Here is a 22,487-nt window from a genome sequence, read left to right as displayed (position 1 = left end):
GGACATCTAACATGAATATCTTTTGGTTATGTATTCATTGATACATACAAAATAAGCACCGCGTCTGTTTTTATAGACACGATGCTTATTAAGTTGAACATCAAATAAAGTGAATGGTATTGATTGTATGAACAAGAGCAGCTGCCAGTTTAGAGAGCTTTTGTTAACTTTGAATATTTTTATTCATCTGTTTAATAGCAGCTTTTTCTAAACGAGAAACCTGCGCTTGAGAAATACCAATTTCTTCAGCAACTTCCATCTGTGTTTTACCTTGGAAGAAGCGCTTTCGTAAAATTAGTTTTTCTCGCTCGTTCAATCTTCTCATACCTTCTTGCAAAGCAATTTCTTCAATCCAAGTTGAATCACGGTTGCGTTCATCGCTTAGCTGATCCATCACATAGATTGGGTCTCCGCCATCATTGTAAATAGGTTCAAATAAAGAAACCGGATCTTGGATAGCATCTAAAGCAAACACAATTTCTTCATGCGGTACTTCTAGGACTTTTGAAATTTCCTCAGCTGTAGGTTCCTTGGATGTTTCACTCATAAGCCTTTCACGAACTTGAAGAGCTTTATAAGCAATATCACGAAGGGAACGAGAAACACGGATTGGATTATTGTCACGTAAATAGCGGCGAATTTCCCCTATAATCATTGGGACAGCATATGTAGAAAACTTCACGTTTTGACTTAAATCAAAATTGTCAATGGATTTCATTAATCCAATACACCCAACCTGAAATAAGTCATCAACAAATTCTCCACGATTGTTAAAACGTTGGATCACGCTGAGTACGAGACGTAAATTTCCGCTTACTAGCTTTTCTCTTGCTGTTCCATCTCCAGCCTGCATTTGTTTAAACAACTTTCGCATTTCTTCATTTTTTAATACGGGAAGTTTCGAAGTATCTACTCCACAAATTTCTACTTTATTTCTTGTCAACTCTTTCCCTCCTAACAGGAGATGATGTTCTGAATTCAGTATCTCCTCCGGAGGAAAAAATATGCACTTTTACAATTCTGACAATTCCACGCTAAAAAAGCTGATTGTATAAGATGCTTCTCAGCCCTTATACAATCAGCTTTTTTACTTAAACCATTTTATTAAATTCTTTTCGCAGCCGTTTAATAATTCGTTTTTCGAGCCTTGAAATATAAGACTGAGAAATGCCTAGCATATCGGCTACATCTTTTTGCGTTTTTTCTTCTCCGCCGGCTAGCCCAAAGCGCAGCTCCATAATTTGCTTTTCACGATCATTTAATTGGTGCAGTGCTTTCAGCAAAAGTTTTCGATCTACATTCGCTTCCAGGTCTTTTGTGATGATATCTTCTTCGGTTCCCATCACGTCAGATAATAACAGTTCGTTTCCATCCCAATCAATATTTAACGGCTCATCAAATGAAACTTCAGATCGAATTTTATTGTTGCGGCGCAAATACATTAAAATTTCATTTTCAATACAGCGAGAGGCGTACGTCGCTAGCTTAATTTTCTTTTCAGGATTAAACGTGTTTACTGCTTTAATTAAACCGATGGTGCCGATGCTAATTAAATCCTCAATATTGATTCCCGTATTTTCAAACTTGCGGGCAATATAAACAACCAGTCGCAAATTACGCTCAATCAATAGTGAACGTGCTGCTTCATCTCCTGATGGGAGTTTTTTCAGAAGTACTTCTTCTTCATCTTTTGTTAAAGGCGGTGGAAGAGCTTCACTTCCTCCTATATAGTACACTTCATCTGTTTTTAACTTAAGTTTAATTAATAATTTGTACCACCATAATTGAAATCGAATTCGATATGTAGCCATTCTGTATCCTCCTTTATTTGTTCACACCTTTTACGATGCGGAACTTACTTCTCCAATAACGATAAGCTTCGGATGAACAATACATTCATATTGCTTCTCCACTGAAAGCGTTGTATGACTAATACCTACTAATACTTTAGTGACTTCAATCGTGTTGGACTGATGAACCAGCCTTACCATATCTGGCTTTAGAGCAAGCAGCAGCTGATTGGCTTGGCCTACGCTTCGATAAGGGACAAAGCGGACTTTTGAATACCACTCTTGATCAATATCTTCGCTGTGTGAAAAGGATTGAACATTTTTGCTTAATTCCATTAAGCCTTCAGGCAATATTTCTTTTAAAGAATCTGCTGTAACAATCATAACCGGGGTTTTCGTCAGCGGATCTACAAGCTGATTCCCACTATCAATAAGTCCTTTCATCGACAGCGTCTGTTCGTTTAAAATAACTTCTACATCTACCAGCTGATCAAATGTAATATTTTTCATTCGCAAATCATCAACTCGTGCTTTTGAAAAATAAGATAATAGCGGAAAACCAATAAGAACAAATATCCAGCTAATAGGATCACCAAACTGTGGAGATTTCGTATCAACCATTTGATTAAGAACAAGGAACTGATCTTGAAATAAAAAGTGAACGCCCATTAACCCTCCACCCACAACAAAGGTTGCAAAATAAAACGTTAATAAATTCTCAAAGAAAAAGCGCAGTCGTTTATAACCAAACGCCATCAATACCATAAAAAACGAGAATAAAATTTTAATAGCAGGGTGAACCATAAGATGAGAAAAAGGTGTAAACATAAGAAGGACAATCAATGAACCGATAAAGCCGCCAAGCAAAAGCCGCCACCACTTGTAATTCCGTTTAAGTACAACAGCACATAACATTAGTAAGATCGTATCTAACCCAAAATTCAGCATCCATATTAAATCTAAATAGATTGGCAATGTTTATAACCTCTCCATTCTTTCTGAATTTTTCTGTTAAAAATTAGTATATAGTACATCCTATTAGAAAGTCTGTCAGTTCATGCCGAGAAACAAGCAGTATTTTTGAGGAAATCATTCGATATTTGTCACACTACTTTTAGAAAGAAAACACAAACCCTTTGAAGGCGTCATATTGACCATGTCGAATGTTTTTTATACTCTTTTTGAGTTTTCTAGATTCATTGCATAAAAAAAGACCTCTGTATAAAACAGAGGTCTTGGCTTTTTATTTTCTTAGCGTCTACGATTACGGTTTCGTAAGAATGTTGGAATATCTAGCGCATCTTCAGACTGTGGCTGAGATGGACGCGTATATTCTTGCTGTACAGGTTCTTCACGCTTTACTTCACGCTTCGGCTGTGGAGCCGGTTGCTGTGTCGATTGCTGCATGCGATTCGCCGATAACGAAGGACGACCTGGTTTTGGCTGTGATAAATCTTGGTCACTAAAGCCAGTTGCAATAACTGTAACAACAATCTCATCTTTTAGGTTTTCGTTAATAACAGATCCAAAGATCATGTTCACTTCTTGGTCAGAAGCCGAAGCAACGATATCTGCAGCTTCTTGTACTTCGTAAAGACTTAGGTTTGTACCGCCTGTGATATTCATTAATACACCTTGAGCTCCATCGATAGATGTTTCAAGAAGTGGACTTGAAATAGCTTTTTTAGCTGCTTCAGCAGCGCGGTTTTCACCAGTCGCAATACCGATACCCATAAGTGCAGATCCTTTGTTAGACATAATTGTTTTCACGTCCGCGAAGTCTAAGTTAATTAATCCAGGAACTGCGATTAAATCTGAAATACCTTGCACACCTTGTCGTAATACGTTATCCGCTTCACGGAACGCTTCTAGCATTGGCGTGTTTTTATCAACGATTTCTAATAAGCGATCATTTGGAATAACAATCAGCGTATCCACTGCTTCTTTCATTGACGCAATGCCGCCTGCCGCTTGAGTAGAACGCTTACGGCCTTCAAACGTAAATGGACGAGTAACAACGCCTACCGTTAGTGCTCCTAGCTCACGAGCAATTTGGGCAATGACTGGAGCTGCACCAGTTCCAGTTCCTCCACCCATACCAGCTGTTACGAAAACCATGTCTGCACCTTTTAGTGCTTCTTGGATTTGTTCCTTACTTTCTTCAGCTGCTTTTTTACCAACTTCTGGATTAGCACCTGCACCTAATCCTCTTGTTAATTTAGCGCCGATTTGCATTTTTGTTTCAGCTTTTGATAAATTTAATGCCTGTGCATCTGTATTAACTGCAATAAATTCTACACCTTGGACGCCATGTTCAATCATTCGGTTAACCGCGTTGTTACCGCCGCCTCCGACACCGATTACTTTAATCGTCGCTAATTGGTCTACACTTGTATCAAACTCCAACATGATAGTTCCTCCTAATTCTTCGAAATTACCAATCCGTAACGTTAATCAAAGAAGTATCCAAAAAACTTCTTCATTAAATTTTGGTCATTTTTCTTTTTCGGCTGCTCAGCTGATTGTTGCGGCTGCTGTGGTTTCGGGCTAGGTTTGATCATTTCTTGCTCAATCGGCTCTTCTTCCACAACTGGCGCTCCAATTTCCCGGCCTTGTATTTTAGCATTTTTGTATGCAAATTTTATTAATCCTACGCCTGTTGTATAATGCGGCTCACGTACTCCAATATAATCAGGCACTGCTATGCGCACGTTATTCTTTAAAATCACTTGAGCTAGCTCAAGAATACCAGGCATCGCTACTACTCCGCCTGTTAGAACAAATCCTCCTGGAATATCTTTGTATCCTAGGCGGTTTACCTCCTGCGTAATCATATCTAAAATCTCTTCTAATCTAGCTTCAATAATATCAGAGATTTCGAGCTGATTAAACTGCTGATGCTGATCGCTTCCAATGATCGGTACACTAAATACTTCTTCTTCAGAAGCATGATCGTAGAAAGCATGTCCATGCTTTATCTTAATATTTTCCGCGTCTTCAGTCGATGTGCGAAGGCCAATCGATAAATCTTTGGTAATGTGCTCTCCGCCAACAGCTAGTACATTTGTTACTTTCAAATGTCCTTGGTCAAAGATCGCAACCGTTGTTGAACCTCCACCGATATCTACCAGTGCGACACCTAAGTTTTTTTCATCACGAGATAATGCAATTGAACCAGCGGCTAGAGGCTGTAAACAAATATCACTGATTTCTAAACCAGCTCTTTCTACACAGCGTAATAAGTTATGTAAAACCGTTCTAGATCCTGTTATGATTGTGCCTTCCATTTCTAAACGTACCCCAATCATACCTCTAGGATCGTTAATACCTTCTAAGCCATCTACGATAAATTGCTTTGGAATAACATCAATGATTTCACGATCTGGCGGGATAGACATGACTTGAGCAGCATCAATTACTCGATGAATATCTTCGTTTGTAATTTCACGATTTTCGCTTGACACGGCTACTACTCCGTGACAATCCTGTAAAAATACATGATTTCCGCTTATGCCCACTACAACCTTTTTAATTGTAATGCCTACCATTCGTTCAGCTTGTTCTACTGCTTTTCTAATAGATTGAACTGTTGCATCTATATCAACGATAGAACCTTTTTTTAGTCCGTGTGATTTAACATTCCCTACACCAATGATATTCAATGAATCGTTACTCATCTCTCCGATGATTACTTTCACACTGGATGTACCGATGTCTAAACTAACGTATATTTCATTGCTGTTCATTCTTTGGCACCTCCTTTTTCTTTCTGCACATGTCATCTTAAATAAATTAAGAAGAACAACAATATTAATTTTTTATTATATGAAAATATTCAACAAATACATCTGTTTCCCTTTTGTAAAATCAATTTTTTTCAAGTTTTTCACAGACTTTATCTCTTTCAAAGAACAAAACGTTCTTGTTTTGACTTTTTTTTAGATTTAAGCCTCAAATTCACTGAAAAAAAGCTATTTAACTACAAGTCTACACTAAGATGTACACTGAGAAAAGCGAAACTTACCTAGAACAAATATTACATTTCCATTTCACAGCAGCGGAGAAGAAAATCATATGTATGCAGAATACTTGCATGTGATTATACAATGTACAAGGGCTAGTTTGCCAGTCTCAACTCATCTATTTCCTTTAATTAACACTTATAAAAAATAATTACTGTTTGCTCTTTTTATAAGGTTTAAATGCATATCCTTCTTCTAAATCAATAATGCCTTTTTGATCATCACTCAATTTACTTGCAATAGCTGGGTAATGAATAATTTTATCAGAGAAGTTGCTAATTTTCCCGCTTACTTCACGCGTATCATTCATAAACACCTCGATGTGAAGAGGTTCTGATTTTGTCGGCGCGTAGTAAATCTCAGAAATAGCCCCTTTTATACTCTTAGGCGTTTTAGCTAATTCTTGAACCATGCTTTGTATAGCGTCTCCGTCTTTCCAGTCAATTAGCAACGGAGCGTCGGATGACACTTTCTTAACACTTACTTCTTTTAAAACTTTTCCATTTTCATTCACAGGGAAATATTTATTCCCCGAGGTTACATATGCAATTCTTGCGTACTCTTTTACGTCGATTACAACCTTATTAGGAAATGTTTTATGAATGACAGCTTCCTTTACCTCAGGGTTTTTTTCGACTTTTTCTTGAATTTGATCAGCGTCAGCTTTCCAGTAGCTGGTTTTTTTGGACAGACCACTCGCTTTGACAATATCCTTATCACTTACATGTTTATTCCCTTGTACTTCAATGTTAGAAACATTACTCAGAGAAGATTGAGAATATACAATAAATAAAATAAGGATGAAAAAGAGTGATAAATACAAAATAAGCCGTCTATTTGCTTTTTGCTTTCGCTGTTCTTGCAGCTTCGGTACACGATCTTCTAAAACAATTAACTTACCTTTTTCCATTTTTTTCACCCTTATCCATTTGAGAAAATAAACGAGGACTTACCATCTATTTATTTCCAATCTTTGCTTCATGAGAATATCCCCATTATAGCATAGAATAAACACATAAAAGCTACCTTTTCACGCATAACCATACAGCGAAGGGCTGAGTAATTAGCGACCGATAATCTCAACTTCTGTATGAATATCAATATCGAATTTCTCTTTAATTGTTTTCTTAACATGAGCAATTAAATTCAGCACGTCTGAAGCCGTTGCATCTCCTGTATTGACAATGAAGTTCGCATGCTGTTCACTAATTTGCGCACCGCCTACTGAAAAACCTTTTAAGTTGGACTTTTCAATTAAGTCTCCTGCATAATTTGGAAGCGGATTTCTAAAAATACTTCCTGCACAAGGGAAATTCCAAGGCTGTGTTTCACGGCGATAGTCTTTATTTTTCTGCATGACCGCCACAATATCATCTTTCGTTCCCTTTTTCAAACGCAGCACAGCTTCTACACATACTCCAGGACGGTCTTTTTGTAGAATGGAATGACGATACGAAAATTGAAGCTCTTCATTTGTCAGCCACTCCAGAGTGCCATCTTCAAATAAAATCAGCGCTTTTTCGACTACATGAGACATATCAGAACCATGGGCACCTGCATTCATATAAACAGCGCCTCCCACAGATCCAGGAATTCCACTTGAAAACTCCAATCCAGACAGACCTTGTTTTGTAATAACTGTTGCAAGCTTGATGCTAGGGTATCCCCCACCTACAGTAACCGTCTCTCCATCTACTGTTAAATCATCTAATCCGGCTCCGAGCTTAATGACCACACCTTCAATTCCCTTATCAGAAACAAGAAGATTAGATCCTCGACCAATCGCTCTCCATTTCACGCCGTGTTTTTTAATCATATCCATTGTAACTTTTAAGTGATTAACAGAATCAGGTTCTACAAGCACATCTGCTGGACCACCAATTTTCATTGTTGTATGTTTTGCTAGCGGTTCATTTTCACGAACCTTTCCAATATTCGCTTCGACTAACTCTTTTACTAACGCTTCCATAAGAACCTCCTAAAACCCTCTTTGCTGTTATAAAACTTTCATGTCAATGCGCCCTTACTTCTAATGCATAAGAATAATAAGAACAGATTCATAACTAAGCAGCAGCACCTTGTAAGATACCTTTTTTCTACGAAGGCACTCTATTCTGTTGTCAATTTCATCATTTTTATTTATCGTATGACATTCACCCATAGAATGTACGTTCATCTGCTATATAAAGTAATTTTGATTGTTTTTTTATCGTTTTTCATTTAGAAGTTAAACACATGCTGACAGTCATAAAAAAACGCTACGCTCATAAGTGCACATACGTTCACCTACTCACTAAGATAAAACATTTAACCTTACACATCATACCATAGTTGGACTCAAAATTGGTTATCACAACATTACATTTTAAAAACATTTCATACAAAAATATCATCTATCTGTAAAAAATCGAAAATAAACCGCCAACAAAATCCGGCGTGCACTTGGATTTAAGATGACGGTTTACTTCAGTAGACCATTGCCTACTTGACATTATACAATTTTTTTCAATTAATAGCGAGAATATCTACTAACATTTAACAAAACTCCAACTGCTGCCAGCATGAGCGTCAGCGACGATCCGCCGTAACTTAAAAATGGAAGCGTAATTCCCGTAACAGGCATAAGACCTGTTACCACGCCTATATTGATCATGACTTGAATCGCAACCATTGAAATAATTCCTAAGGCTAAGAACGTTCCGTAAAGATCAGGTGCTCCCAGCGCTACTTTAATTCCTCTCCAAAGCAATAAGCTAAACAAAAGTAGCACAAGTGTTCCGCCGATAAAACCGAGCTCTTCTGCCAGAATAGCAAAAATAAAATCAGTTTGAGGCTCCGGCAGATAAAAGAACTTTTGTCTACTTTGCCCTAACCCTAATCCAAGCAATCCCCCCGGCCCAATTGCATAAAGAGATTGAATGATTTGAAACCCGCTTCCAAGCGGATCTTCCCAAGGATTTAAAAATGAGGTGATGCGTTTAATCCGATAAGGAGCTGATAAAACAAGCCCTACAAAACCGGCAACGCCAAGCAACCCAAGACCTGCAAAGTGACTTACCTTTGCTCCTGAAACAAAAATCATGACTAAACAAGTTCCAACAAGCACCGTTCCAGTTCCTAAATCCGGCTGCATCATAATAATGCCAAACGGTAAGAAAACCAGTAATAACGCCGGTAACATTCCTTTTCTAAAGGATGTAATTTTCTTCTGGTTTTCTGATAAATATTTCGCTAAAAATATAATCATAGCAAACTTCATAAATTCTGAAGGCTGAATCGAAAACGCTCCAACTCCTATCCAACTTTGCGACCCATTCCGTACTAGCCCTACTCCCGGAATCAATACAAGTACCAGCATAACAAAGCAAATGATTACAATTGGCTTTGCCCACGTACGCCACATCCAATAATCAATATTCATGATGACAAACATCGCGCATACTCCAAGCCCTGCAAATAAGAGCTGGCGTTTAGCAAAGAAAAAAGAATCATTAAACTTGTATGTAGCCCATACCGCACTTGCACTGTATACCATGATAAGGCCGATGGTTAGCAAGGAAAGCGTAACGATTATGAGAAAAAAATCTGGGGTAGACCTTTTTGTCGACACTGTCACACACCTCTAAAAATAGATTAGGGCTAGTGTATTTTCTAGGTGTTTAGACAAGCCCTTATTTCAGTTTATGCACAGATTCAATAAAGATGTCACCACGTTCTTCAAAAGTTTTAAATTGATCCCAGCTTGCACAAGCAGGAGATAATAAAATAACATCTTCTTCATCTGAACAAGCATATGCTTCTGAAACTGCTTGTTTAACATTATCGACACGTTTTACAATTTGTATTCCCTCTTCTTTGGCTACGCGTTCAATTTTAGGAGCCGTTTCACCAAACGTAATAACAGCTTTCACATTTTTAAACTCTTCTTTTAAATCATCAAACTCATTGCCGCGATCGAGTCCGCCTGCAAGTAGAATCGTCGGCTGTGAAAAAGCGGAAAGAGCTACTTTTGTAGCAAGCATATTTGTAGCTTTAGAGTCATTATAAAACTTACGTTTGTTGATTGTCGTGACATATTGAACGCGGTGTTTAACACCAGCAAACGTTGTGAGCACGGAGTAGATAGCTTCATTTGAACAGCCGTACAGCTTCACAACGGATACAGCTGCTAAAATATTTTCTTGATTATGTTTGCCTGGCAGCACCACATCTTTTAACGACATCACTTCTTCATCTTTAAAGAAAATCGTTTCGTTTTTAATATACGCTCCTTCTGTCGTTTGAGCTGTAACAGAAAAAGGTACTTTTGTCGCTTTAATATTTGCACTAGCTTTCATCACTAGCTCATCATCCGCATTAATAACGGCAAAGTCTTCACTTGTTTGATTGTTAAAGAGATTTGCTTTCGCTTTAATATATTCCTCTTTTGTACCATGATAGTCTAAGTGAGCATCAAACAAATTCAATAATAAAGAGATTTTCGGACGGAATTTTTCAATTCCCATCAGCTGAAAAGAAGAAAGCTCCGTTACAATTACATTGTCCTTTGTTGCTTTTTGCGCCACTTCACAAGCTACTGTTCCAATATTTCCAGCAATCAACGGCTGCTTTTGATCTTCTTCTAACATTTTATAAATGAGCGTTGTTGTTGTTGTCTTCCCATTGCTTCCCGTAATTCCGATAAAAGGAGCTTCGCTAATTTCATAAGCTAATTCTACCTCTGTTAAAATCGGAATATGTCGCTTTAATGCTTCTTGCAATAGAACATTTGAATACGGAATCCCAGGGTTTTTTACAATAACGTCCGCTTTGTCTAAAAGCTCAAGCGGATGATGTCCACAGACAACTTCAATGCCCGTTTTTTCTAACTCCTGTGCTGCTGCGTTCTCTTCGTACGGTTTTTGATCATTAACGACTACTTTAGCACCAAGCTGTTTAACTAACTGAGCGGCTGCTAAACCGCTCTTGGCTAATCCTAAAATAAGTACTTGTTTACCTTGATACGTATTGACTGATTTCATTTAAATCCACACCTCGATATAAATTCCAAGCATTGCAAATAATAGTCCTACAGCCCAAAAAGTCATAACTACGCGCCATTCCGACCAGCCGCTTAGCTCGTAATGGTGATGAAGCGGGCTCATTTTAAACACACGTTTTCCTGTTGTTTTGAAAGATGCGACTTGAATAATAACAGATAATGTTTCAATAACAAACACACCACCGATAATAACAAGCAAGAATTCCATTTTCATTAAGACAGCCACCGTAGCGATAGCTCCTCCTAGCGCTAAAGAACCCGTATCTCCCATAAATACTTTTGCAGGATGGGCATTAAAAACTAAAAATCCTAACACAGCTCCTACTACAGCAACTGAGAAAATAGATAGTTCAAACTGCTCTGCATTCCAGGCGAGAACTGCAAATGCACCAAAAGCAATCGCACTTGTACCAGATACAAGTCCGTCTAATCCATCCGTTAAGTTGACCGCGTTTGAAAAACCAACAAGCCAGATGATGAGGAAAACAACATAAAACCAACCTAAATCGATTGGGTCTTTAATTCCTGGAATCGTCACTTCAGTTGAAAACTCAAACTGTCTTGCAATAAAGTAAAAAATAATTGAAATGACAACCTGACCTAAAAACTTTTGTTTAGATGTTAATCCAAGGTTACGCTTTAACACTACTTTTATAAAATCATCTAAAAATCCTAATAAACCAAATCCGATTGTGACAAATAATAATAGAAACGTCTTATATGTAAGTTCTGCATATTGATTGACCATAATAAGAGTTGCCACAATAATAGATAATAAAATCATGATACCGCCCATTGTAGGTGTACCTGATTTTTTTTGGTGAGATTTCGGGCCTTCATCACGAATACTTTGACCAAACTTTAATCTTCTTAAGAAGGGAATAAAAATCGGCGACAATACAACCGTAATCAAAAAGGCTACGCCGATTGTCAATAAAATTGATTGTTCTAGCACGATGTCCCCTCCTTAACTTCTAACTCATTCCGACTCATTTTGTTCTCTACCCATTTCATTACTACTTTCGCTCCTCAATCATTTTGCGTGCTACTTCTCGATCGTCAAAATCGAATACTTTTTTACCAATAATTTGATAGGTCTCGTGCCCTTTTCCAGCAATGACAATAACATCATCTGCATGCGCTGTTTCCACTGCATAGCGAATAGCTTCTGCACGATCAGCAATCGTCACATAGTTATCTGTATCCAAACCTTCTTCCATATCTTTTAAAATAGCCAATGGATCTTCACTTCGTGGATTATCAGATGTCAAAATAGCTTGTGTACTGTATTCAGCTGCAATCCGAGCCATGATTGGTCGTTTTGTACGATCTCGATCTCCGCCACAACCAACAATAACATATATATTGCGTTTTGCGAATTCTTTTACAGTTTTTAACACGTTCTCTAAGCTGTCCGGCGTGTGGGCATAATCCACGATAACCGTAAAATCTTGCTGCGCATCAACCACTTCAAAACGCCCAGACACACCTTCTAACACTTTTATTTCCTCGACAATAACTGACAGAGGGAGACCAGATACTAAACATGCAGCCGTAGCCGCTAATACGTTGTAGACGCTAAATTTCCCAATAAGCTTCATTTCTACAGAAACCGTTTCTGTCGGTGTTGTCAAATCGAACGTTGTGCCGCTGTTTGTAATTTGAATATTCGTTGCACGAATATCACTTTCACGGTCAATACCGTACGTAATCACTGTAGCAGCCGTGTTTTTAATATATTCCTCGGTTGCCGCATCATCGACATTAAGAACAGCAAATTTAGGACGAGTATGGTTATAAGCATTTCCTAACTGTGCAAATAGCAACCCTTTCGCACGACGATAATCTTCCATTGTATGATGATAGTCGAGGTGATCTTGCGTTAAGTTACTAAATACCGCCACGTCAAAGTCGCACCCGTGTACGCGTCCTAAGTCAAGCGCGTGAGATGATACTTCCATCATCGCTACTTCTACATTCTCTTCCACCATTTGATTAAATGTTTTTTGAAGAGTCAGCGATTCAGGCGTTGTGTTTTTCACATCATAAGACGTATCACCAATACGAATTTCAATCGTTCCAATTAGACCCGTCTTTTTATGCTGTGATTTAAAGATATGCTCAATTAAATGTGTAATCGTTGTTTTTCCATTTGTGCCTGTTACACCAATTAAATGCATTTTTTGTGTGGGCTGATTGTAGAAAGCATCCGCCAGCACTGCCATTGCTCGCTTTGTACTCTTCACGCGTACAACGGGCACTTCTACATCCACAGGCTTTTCTGCTAAGATTGCTACTGCCCCTTTTTCCACAGCCATCTGTGCAAAGCTATGACCATCAACCGTATAGCCGTCTATACAAATGAACAATGCTCCGGGCTTAACTTCTCTTGAATCCATTTCAATTGACGTAATATCAATATTCTGTTCAGGAAGCTGAACAAAATCATGTAAATGTGTTAGTAGTTCTCGTAAATCCATTCCTACCATGTCCTCTCTATTTGTAAAGTGAAACGTTTGTTATAAGACGCTATGGCAACTATTCTTCTTTTTCTAGCACCTAACCTATTACATTTTACAGAAAAAGAAGCCCGGAGGGAACACCCCCAAGGCTTATTTGTTGATTTCATGTTCACACGCAGCGTAACCTGCTGATTATCATGCAAGGAAGAATAATAGTTTATAGAGATTTTTATTTTCCCATATAAATTCTAACCGTTTCGCCTTCTTTAACTTTCGTTCCGGCTGCAGGAGACTGCTTGACCACTTTATCTCCTTCGCCACTCACATCTAATTTTAAATTAAGTAGCTGTTCTTGTAACTCTTTTTTTGACATTCCTACGACATTTGGTACTTTTATCATTGGTGTGTCCAGCCACGTTAACTCTTTTTCAATTTGTCCTTTACGCGGTTTAACGTCCATCACACGCAAACTGTCTTCAATCATTTTACCTACAATCGGAGCTGCTACCACTCCACCAAACTGAATGGTGCCCTTTGGATTATCAACCGCAACATACACGACAATTTCAGGGTTATCTGCTGGTGCAACACCGATAAAAGAAACGATGTGATTATTTTTTAAATACTTTCCATTTTGAGCTTTCTGCGCCGTACCCGTCTTTCCTCCAACGCGGTACCCTTCCACAAAAGCTCCTTTTCCGCTTCCTTGCGCGACTACACTTTCAAGAGCAAAACGCACTTGCTTAGACGTTTCCTCGGAAATAACTTTTCGCTTAGCAACCGGTTTATGACTGCTTACAACTTTTCCGGTAGTTGGATCCACCCACTCTTTTGCAATATAAGGTTCATAAAGCGTTCCACCGTTTACGGCTGCTGAAACAGCAGCTACTTGTTGAATAGGAGTAACAGCAACCCCTTGCCCAAAAGCTGTTGTAGCTTGTTCAACCGGACCCACGCGCTCAAGCGGGAACAAAATTCCTTTTGCTTCCCCTTGTAAATCAATACCTGTTTTTTGACCAAAGCCAAATTCTTTAATGTATTTGAACAATTTCTCTTTTCCTAAACGTTCCCCAAGCTCCACAAAACCAGGGTTACATGAGTTCTGTACAACTTCTAAAAAAGACTGCTGTCCGTGTCCGCCTTTTTTCCAGCAGCGAAGTCTCGCTCCTCCAACTTCCGCGGCTCCATCATCGTAGAATTGATCTTTTAGTAAATCCACTTTCTTTTCTTCAAGAGCAGCTGCCAGTGTAATAATCTTAAACGTTGATCCGGGCTCATATACGCTCCAGATTGGAAGATTGCGATTATACACCTCAGGCTTCACATTTTTAAAATCCGTCGGATCAAAGCCCGGACGACTTGACATACCTAAAATTTCACCGTTTTTAGGATTCATGGCAATGGCAATCATACCATCTGGATTATAAGCTGTCTGAGCATTATCCAACTCACGCTCCATGATTGTTTGCACACGTGAATCAATGGTCAATCTCAAATCGAGCCCGTCCACAGGCGCTGTGTAGTCATCGGCTATATTGGGCATCTTTTTACCTTTAGCATCAGAATACAATTTAACTGAACCTTTTTGTCCTTTTAGCTCTTTATCATAATATAATTCAAGGCCCGTTAACCCTTGATTATCTACTCCCGCAAAGCCTAATACATGCGACAAATAACTTCCAAACGGATAGTACCGCTTCGAATCCTCAGCTATATATACGCCTTTTAAATTTAAATTTCGCACTTCATTTGCTTTCGCATGTGAAATTTTTCTTCCTTCAGGACGCAAATATACGCTAGAAGAAGCTTTTGTTATTTGTTCATATACTTTTTCTTTTGATGCTCCCAGCACTTTTGCTAACTTTTCAGCCGTAACAGCTGGATTTTCAACTTGTCTTGGCATAACTAAAACGGTCGGTGCACTTTTATTTGTAGCAAGTGCCACATCATTGCGATCTAGTATCTTTCCTCTTTCAGGTTCAAAAGGAATATTCCGACTCCATAAGTCTTTGGCTTTTTCAGTTAGCGTATCCCCAGTCAGCAACTGTACATATCCAAGCCTTGTATCAATAATCAAAAACACAATAAAACCGACAAACAAAACAATGGCTAGCCTTTTACGAACTGTGACTCCTGATACCCGCATATATTAGAACCTCCTCTGAATCGGCTCGTTCCAATATATGCTTGTACAGGATTCACTAGAACTTATTTTCTAGTCAAGTTGCTTATCGTCTTTTTTACTGTCAGTTTCACTTTTTTCTGTTTCTTTTAACTTATTTAACGTGCTTGAAAATTCTTTAGGCGTTTCAAGTTCCACTTTCAGGTACGTTCCTGATTTTAGCGGATCTCCCGCTTTAATACTTTGACTTACAACATAACCATTTTCAAGTGCGCTAGGTCGAACGTTGACAAATTCACTAAAGCGAATAACGTCACGATGTGAAAAACCTGTTAGATCAGGCATTGTGGCTTTTCCGTTTGTCTTAATGAACACACGCTGTCCAGTAATAATTGTATCAGCAGTCGGTAATTGGCTTTCCACCGTATCTCCTTTACCTATTACAACAGGAATAAGGCCTTTTTGTTTTAAGTCTTTCACGGCACTATCAACTGATTCATTAACGTAAGATTTAAGCTTAATTTCTGAATCCACTTTCTTCTCTTCCGTTTCTTTCCCATCTTCATCCTTCTTAGTAGGCTCTACACCTAAGTACTGTAAACTATTCTTCATAACCGGATTAAATACAGCAACAAGGGGTTCACTCCCTGCCTCTTGGGGCTTGAGAGTCGGATTTTTAACGGCTACATAGACAAGCAGCTTTGGATCTTTTGCCGGTGCAAAGCCCATAAAGGAAATAAAGTTTTTCCCATGTCCATGCAGGTAACCTCCGTTGGGACCAGGAATTTGAGCTGTACCGGTTTTTCCAGCAACATCATACCCTTCAATCGCGTATGGTTTTCCTGTTCCATTCTCTGAAGAAACAACGGTTTCTAAAATACCTAGCGTCTCATTCGCTGCTTTTTTAGAAATTGGCTGTCCTACCACGGTAGGTTTCGTTTTTTTAATCGTTTTTTTATTTGTTTCATCGACTACTTGTTTAATCACATAAGGCTTCATCATCTTGCCGTCATTTGCAATCGCAGTAGCCGCTTGAATTTCTTGAATAGGCGTAAAAGCAGATGCCTGTCCAAACGCAGTAGTAACTCGATCTCTCGGGTACTTCGTTACTAATTTGCTGGAAGCTTCGTTTGGCAAGTCAATCCCCGTTTTATCCATAAATCCAAACTTATCTAAGTATTTATACAAACGATCGGTGCCCAGTTTTTCATTGGCCAAAATAGCGACCGCTACGTTTGAAGACCTTTGGATTCCTTCATTAAATGTAATAGCTCCCCAGCCGACCCCAGCGTTGTGATCGTTAATTGGAACGCTGTTTTTCGTTACTTTATAAGACCCAGACTGATAGCGGTCTTCCCCGTTATAAACGCCTGCATCAATCGCGGCTGCTAGCGTAAAGATTTTCATCGTTGAACCAAGCTCATAGCTGTTTTCAACAAACGGATTGCGATAAGAAGTGATATCACGAATATTTGGATCAAATGAAGGTCGGTTTGACATCGCCAAAATTTCACCAGTTTTCGGATTTACTACCGTTGCCATTAGCTCTTCTGGTTTGTACTCTTTAGCTGCTGTTGTCATCGCATCTTCTAAGAACGTCTGAATTTTTTCATCAATCGTAAGCGTAACGCTGTCTCCATTTTTAGGAGCTACAATTGACTCTTTTGGATCCGGAAGCTTAATTCCGTTTTTAGCAGCTTCGTATTTCACATATCCATCTTCTTCAGAAAGCTGCTTATCAAATACTTTTTCAATTCCCATTTTCCCTACGATTTTGCCCGTATCATCCTTTTGTGCATATCCTAAAATACTTGAGGCAAATACACCGTTTGGATAGAAGCGCTTCGAATCGCGTAAAAACGTGATGCCCGGGAGATTTAGCTTCTCAATTTTTTGCTTTAGCACGTTATCAATATCACGTCCGCCTGGGCCAAGTTCTACTTGGAATGCCTTCCTTTTAATTCCTCTCGTTAACATGCTTTCAATTTTTGATTCGTCCATATTCAGTAGCGGCGCTAGCTTTTCAGCTGTCTTTTCAGGGTCTACCACGTGCTGTGGATGTTTTTTATCTTCTGACTGCGACTCCTTCAAAATCGCCACAACCGTATAAGCACCCGTGTCTTGGGCGATTGCTTCTCCATTTCGATCGTAAATCGTACCGCGCTGTCCTTCAATTTTGGACGTTCGCGTATGCTGTTTTTGTGCAATTTCGGCTAAAACCTCTCCATTTGCTTTACCCGTCGCTTGGATGTAAAAGAACCTGATGGCTAATACAAAAAAGAGCAATGCAAATATTAAAATTAATATTGCTGCTCCTGTACTAATATTGCTATTTTTTCTTGGCGTAGTCATCGCAATTAATCGTTAACGACTTTTACGTTATTTTCATTCAATTTTAGTCCAAGTTCTTTTGCTTTTGTCCAAATACGATCGTATGCACTTAACTCTGTTACCTGTAATTTTAACTCATTGTTTTTTGCTTCTTGCTTGTCAATCTTTCCATCGAGTGATTGCACTTCTTCACTGATGCTATAAAGCGAAGATTGATTTGAAATGATTTGCACAGACCCAAACAGCATGAGTGCGACAAACCCAGAATACACAATTTTTTCACCAACCGTGATTTTTCTTTTTGTCTTTCGAACAACTTGACGTACCGTCTTTTGCTGCTTCTGCTGCTGGTCTTGCTCTCTTACTTTGTATGCTGCATTGTTCATTCTCGTCCCCTCCTCTTTGATTAAACCCTTTTATTAGACTAATTTCTCAACAATTCGAAGCTTTGCCGAACGCGCGCGCTTATTTTCTTCTACCTCTTCTTCTGAAGGTAAAATAGGTTTTCTTGTAATGACTTTCATTTTAGGTTTAAATTCTTCTGGAATAACCGGCAGTCCATGAGGAAGCTGCGGAACCGTGCTTGCATTTTTAAACGCTACTTTACAAATTCGGTCTTCAAGTGAATGGAAGGTAATAACACTTACACGTCCACCTTTTTTGATTACATCCATGGCCTGTTCAATTGCATCTTCAAATACTTGAAGCTCATCATTTACAGCAATTCGAATAGCCTGGAAAATCCGTTTTGCCGGATGTCCACCCGTTCGTCTAGCTGGCGCTGGAATACCATCTTTAATAAGATCAACCAGCTCTAGCGTTGTTTCAATTGGTTTAGACTCTCGATATGCCTCAATTTTGCGGGCAATTTGTTTCGAAAACTTTTCTTCTCCATATTGGAAAAAGATTTTTACAAGTTTTTCATAAGGCCATTCATTTACTACGTTGTACGCAGAAAACTTTGAGTTTTGATCCATGCGCATATCAAGCGGGGCCTCATGATGAAAGCTGAACCCTCGCTCTGGTGTATCCAACTGAGGAGACGAGACGCCTAGGTCAAACAATACTCCATCTACTTCTTCAATTCCATGTTTCATTAGCTGCTCTTTTAAATAGCGAAAATTACTTTTGATTAGAATAACTCTGTCTAGATACGGGGCTAATTTTTCTTTTGCATTTTCAAGAGCAACATCGTCTTGATCAAACGCAATTAATTTCCCTTTTTCTGATAGCTGTTTTACGATATATTCACTATGACCTGCTCCGCCAAGCGTGCAGTCGACATATACTCCATCCGGCTTAATATTTAAGCCTTCCGCTGCTTCTTTAAGCAAAACAGTTGTGTGATTAAACATTATGACACCTACTTCTTTCTAAACTACTTAGTTATGTATACAAAAAGCAAAAAACGGTGTTTTTCTTTGATATATATACACGTTTATATTATATATCAAAGTTCAACATTATTTCAGCTATTTATATAAGAATTAAGTAGAATTTTGTCTTTTTGTCACAAATAGTGTCATTTTGTTAAAAGTAGGACATATTCGTAGAATAAAATGTAAGGAATATAAGGTTTTTTTGTGTAATTAGAAATAAATACCTTATAAGGATTCAATTGGCTGACATTCACCTTGTAAACTTGTTCTCTTTTCCAAAATAAAAATCCTGCTTTTCAGCAGGATTTTATTAGACATAGCAGACTTTTAACTGGTGATTTAATTCGACTTCAGCACTTAGTAAATCTGACACAAATTGCATACCATAGCCGTTTAAATAATACATAATATTCCACATACGTTCTTGTGGAGCATTGTAGGGACGAAGAGCAAGTTCAATTTGAGCATATTTTGAATGCTTCACATCGTGCTTAATGAGCTGTTTGGATTCGACAATCTTTTGAATGGTTTCAAACTGCTTTTGAATAATCGCTCGATTTTTAAGCATGACTTCATCAAATGTTTTGTCTTCTTTTTGAATATTTTCACGAAGAGTTTTATGAATTTTTTCAAAATCTTCTTTCGCTTTTTCAAAATACATTTCGTACGGGTTGTGAACTTCTGTCTTAAGCCAGTGCTCCCTCTCTGCATCTACGCCTTTGTTAATGACATTCGAAAGGTCTAACTGAAGTTCATCCATATACTTCTCGATATGTCTTTCTACGATTGCATAGGATAACCTCGGAACCACGGGAGGCATTTTAAAGCTAAATAAAGAAAATGCTTTTTCAAGCTCTGCCCAATACGCTACTTCCCCTGGACCTGCAATAAACGCAAGGGTAGGAAGTAAGTACTCCTGCATAAGGGGTCTAGTCACAACGTTATTACTAAGAAGCTCTGGCGTTTGTTTAGCAATTTGAACCAGCTCTTCTTTAGACAGCGCGAGTTCATTTTGCTTTCCAACAAACTGCTCTTGCTCTGCGTCTCTTTCTAAAAGTACTCTGTTTTCGTTGTGTGAATAAAAGAGATGGGCCGTTTCTTCTCCCACTTCAATCATTCGTCCGTATTGTTTTTGAATCTCTGTTTGCTGTTCCATAACGGCTGACGATAATTTGTCATTTTGTTCAATTAACGTCACAAAGAAAGAAGATTCAATGCTGCGCACTTCTTTAGAAGCTGCATCCATTAAAATAAGACCTGACTCTGCAAACAATGTGGTAACCAAATGAGCAAAGAAATCGACATAGGTACGTGATTTATCTAACGCCTCTAAAACAAAGTGTAACACCTGATTTGTATGCGCCGTTTCGTTAAACGTTTGAAAAACATCACGAACCCAGCTTCTACAGGCTTCATGATCTAATTCGATTTGAGAAACCATTTGCTTTTTCTTTAAAGAATGCTTTAACGTTTTCTTTAAAAGCTGGTTTTTATGCTCTGTGTATACATGGTTGATCTCAGCAAAATCATGATCTTCTCCAGCAATCCAAAATACCGGAAGCACGGGCACGTTTAGAGCTGCCTCTTGTTGTTTAGCTAGCAGCACAATTGAAATCACTTTATGAATGGTGTACAAAGGACCCGTAAGCAGCCCCGCTTGCTGACCTCCAACGACCACTACGCTGTTAGGATCTTTTAGCTTTTCAATATTTTCAATCGTCTTAGAAGATGCTCCGTAGCGCTTATTAAAATCAAGCAGATACTCAGCAAGCTGTTCTCTTGGATAAGACTGCTTTTGAACGTCCGCTAAACGTTTTTCATATACGTCTTTTTCGTGTATATTATAATGAAAAAAGGAAAGTGCTTGCTTTTCACCTTTTATGTAATCGTTCGTTAGTTTGTTTCCCGCCTTTAAAGAGACGTCTGTAATCTCCATGAAAGAACTTCCTTTCTTTTCCTAATACTTATATTCTCTACATATAGCTTCATTATCCATAATGTAACTGCTCACGTCTAGTAACATGCTTTACAGAGAGGAAATACGAAAAGCGATTCCACCTATATTTAACACAATATGTGCAATAAGAAACAAAACGAAATTCATCCGAAAGAACCCTTTCGCAATAAGCTTCATTTCTAAGTCATGTTTGACTTTCCAATGTACAAACATCATAATCATTGCCACAACTAAAAGGACTAACGCAATCAACCACAAAAAAGAGTGCCCGAAAATTTCCACAGCTGCATAATGCACGGACAAAATAAGAAAAACCGTAGTAATGTACGTTGCTATGTGGACAGATTTCCTTTTATTTTTCGTCAGTTTGCGTAAAAGCATGTATAGAATAAAAAAACCGACGAGCGGCAGAGTGACAAACGTCGCAAAAACGCCAGCAATAAAACTTCCCATGTTACTCACCCTTTTCTTCTTCGATTCCTTTTATTGACCTATATAAAAAGTCAACAATAGGCGTCGACGTTCTTTTTTCAGCAGCTTGTGTTTGGATATAACCTAAGATAGCATCAATCTCGGTTTGCCGCCCCTCCTGTATATCTTTTAGCATAGAAGATTGATTGGTACTCGTGCGCGAACAAACCCCCAGCGCATTTTCCCAATAATTAAAAGCTGAATCTAGTTTTAATACATCCGCAATCTCTTCAAACAATAGACGCATCGTTTTATAAAAATAGCTGTTGTGAATCAGCTGCCCATTTTTCACGCGATACAGCGCCGTAAGAGGATTAATGAGCGCATTTACAACTAATTTCTTCACCAGCATCGCATACCAATCTTTTTCAATTACCCAAGGAAAATTCACAATTGGTAAGATAGACTCCATTTCTCCTCTGTACGAAGCAATACGGGTTGTTCCTATTCCTGTATGATGGACGCTATCCATATTTGTACGCATTGCCCCATGTTCAACTGTACCCAAATAGAGAGTGCGCTGCGGGAGGTTTTTGAGAATTTCAATATGGCTCATACCGTTTTGGATAAACAAAAGGGGAGTATGTATAGTAAGGGTTTTAATAAAAGGAATAATCTCTTTTAAATGATACTGTTTTACAGTAATAATGATTAAATCTGCTTCTTTTATGTTTTTTTCCAGAGGGATAGCACTGACTTTTTTCGTGTGATGTTCCCCTTGTCTATGTAAGGTAATTCCATTTTCGTTAATACACTTTGCTTGAGTTGGTGTTTTCGTGTACAAGGTTACATCATAACAATCTGATAAATACGCGCTAAACAACAGACCTAATGATCCGCCTCCAATAATACCTATAGTTTTCATCGTATTTTTTGTTCCTCTTTCTATTATTGAGTTTCATTTTAGCAAAA

General features: G+C 38.4%; 18 protein-coding genes. All 18 read right to left on the bottom strand.

Going from position 1 to position 22,487, the window contains the following annotated elements:
- Positions 1-163: 163 nt before the first annotated feature.
- The 18 genes from sigG to ACRPLY_RS06600 all read right to left on the bottom strand — a co-directional run bounded on the left by sigG (position 164) and on the right by ACRPLY_RS06600 (position 22,440).
- Positions 164-943, bottom strand: coding sequence for an RNA polymerase sporulation sigma factor SigG (gene sigG, locus ACRPLY_RS06685; RefSeq protein WP_013058952.1), 780 nt, complete (start codon positions 941-943; stop codon positions 164-166).
- A gap of 148 nt (positions 944-1,091) precedes the next feature.
- On the bottom strand, positions 1,092-1,811 hold the full coding sequence (gene sigE / locus ACRPLY_RS06680) for an RNA polymerase sporulation sigma factor SigE (protein ID WP_013058953.1): 720 nt from the start codon (positions 1,809-1,811) through the stop codon (positions 1,092-1,094).
- Between the two features lie 30 nt (positions 1,812-1,841).
- Positions 1,842-2,765, bottom strand: coding sequence for a sigma-E processing peptidase SpoIIGA (spoIIGA, locus tag ACRPLY_RS06675; protein WP_014458377.1), 924 nt, complete (start codon positions 2,763-2,765; stop codon positions 1,842-1,844).
- 276 nt (positions 2,766-3,041) lie between these two features.
- The gene (gene ftsZ / locus ACRPLY_RS06670) at positions 3,042-4,199 is read right to left on the bottom strand and encodes a cell division protein FtsZ (protein WP_013058955.1); all 1,158 of its coding nucleotides are present in this window, start codon (positions 4,197-4,199) and stop codon (positions 3,042-3,044) included.
- 41 nt (positions 4,200-4,240) lie between these two features.
- On the bottom strand, positions 4,241-5,536 hold the full coding sequence (gene ftsA / locus ACRPLY_RS06665) for a cell division protein FtsA (RefSeq protein ID WP_013058956.1): 1,296 nt from the start codon (positions 5,534-5,536) through the stop codon (positions 4,241-4,243).
- Between the two features lie 427 nt (positions 5,537-5,963).
- Positions 5,964-6,722, bottom strand: a complete 759-nt coding sequence (locus ACRPLY_RS06660) for a cell division protein FtsQ/DivIB (protein WP_165635176.1) — start codon at positions 6,720-6,722, stop codon at positions 5,964-5,966.
- Positions 6,723-6,875: 153 nt separating this feature from the next.
- Complete coding sequence (gene murB, locus ACRPLY_RS06655; RefSeq protein WP_165635175.1) at positions 6,876-7,781, bottom strand: UDP-N-acetylmuramate dehydrogenase; 906 nt, start codon at positions 7,779-7,781, stop codon at positions 6,876-6,878.
- Between the two features lie 540 nt (positions 7,782-8,321).
- Positions 8,322-9,422: a stage V sporulation protein E gene (gene spoVE / locus ACRPLY_RS06650; protein WP_013058959.1), complete on the bottom strand. Its 1,101-nt coding sequence runs from the start codon at positions 9,420-9,422 to the stop codon at positions 8,322-8,324.
- A gap of 61 nt (positions 9,423-9,483) precedes the next feature.
- Entirely contained in the window at positions 9,484-10,833 is a 1,350-nt protein-coding gene (gene murD / locus ACRPLY_RS06645) for a UDP-N-acetylmuramoyl-L-alanine--D-glutamate ligase (RefSeq protein ID WP_028411474.1), read from the bottom strand.
- Entirely contained in the window at positions 10,834-11,808 is a 975-nt protein-coding gene (mraY, locus tag ACRPLY_RS06640; RefSeq protein WP_013058961.1) for a phospho-N-acetylmuramoyl-pentapeptide-transferase, read from the bottom strand. It abuts the gene before it with no gap.
- Positions 11,809-11,869: 61 nt separating this feature from the next.
- Positions 11,870-13,333: a UDP-N-acetylmuramoyl-L-alanyl-D-glutamate--2,6-diaminopimelate ligase gene (locus ACRPLY_RS06635; RefSeq protein WP_028411475.1), complete on the bottom strand. Its 1,464-nt coding sequence runs from the start codon at positions 13,331-13,333 to the stop codon at positions 11,870-11,872.
- A gap of 211 nt (positions 13,334-13,544) precedes the next feature.
- Positions 13,545-15,461, bottom strand: a complete 1,917-nt coding sequence (locus ACRPLY_RS06630) for a stage V sporulation protein D (RefSeq protein ID WP_013084856.1) — start codon at positions 15,459-15,461, stop codon at positions 13,545-13,547.
- Between the two features lie 69 nt (positions 15,462-15,530).
- Positions 15,531-17,789 (bottom strand): penicillin-binding protein, encoded by a 2,259-nt coding sequence (locus ACRPLY_RS06625; protein WP_432231690.1) that lies wholly within the window; start codon positions 17,787-17,789, stop codon positions 15,531-15,533.
- A 5-nt stretch (positions 17,790-17,794) separates the two neighbouring features.
- Positions 17,795-18,154, bottom strand: a complete 360-nt coding sequence (gene ftsL / locus ACRPLY_RS06620; protein WP_028410764.1) for a cell division protein FtsL — start codon at positions 18,152-18,154, stop codon at positions 17,795-17,797.
- A gap of 33 nt (positions 18,155-18,187) precedes the next feature.
- Positions 18,188-19,123 (bottom strand): 16S rRNA (cytosine(1402)-N(4))-methyltransferase RsmH, encoded by a 936-nt coding sequence (gene rsmH, locus ACRPLY_RS06615; protein ID WP_028411477.1) that lies wholly within the window; start codon positions 19,121-19,123, stop codon positions 18,188-18,190.
- Positions 19,124-19,457: 334 nt separating this feature from the next.
- Positions 19,458-21,083: a bacillithiol biosynthesis cysteine-adding enzyme BshC gene (bshC, locus tag ACRPLY_RS06610; protein WP_063248567.1), complete on the bottom strand. Its 1,626-nt coding sequence runs from the start codon at positions 21,081-21,083 to the stop codon at positions 19,458-19,460.
- A gap of 90 nt (positions 21,084-21,173) precedes the next feature.
- Positions 21,174-21,557 (bottom strand): DUF3397 domain-containing protein, encoded by a 384-nt coding sequence (locus ACRPLY_RS06605; RefSeq protein WP_013058968.1) that lies wholly within the window; start codon positions 21,555-21,557, stop codon positions 21,174-21,176.
- 1 nt (position 21,558) lies between these two features.
- On the bottom strand, positions 21,559-22,440 hold the full coding sequence (locus tag ACRPLY_RS06600) for a 2-dehydropantoate 2-reductase (RefSeq protein ID WP_034265299.1): 882 nt from the start codon (positions 22,438-22,440) through the stop codon (positions 21,559-21,561).
- Between the last annotated feature and the right edge of the window lie 47 nt (positions 22,441-22,487).

This window comes from Priestia sp. TGN 0903 (assembly GCF_050846855.1).
Lineage (GTDB): Bacteria > Bacillota > Bacilli > Bacillales > Bacillaceae_H > Priestia > Priestia zanthoxyli.
This window is presented reverse-complemented; position numbering and strand designations above follow the sequence as displayed.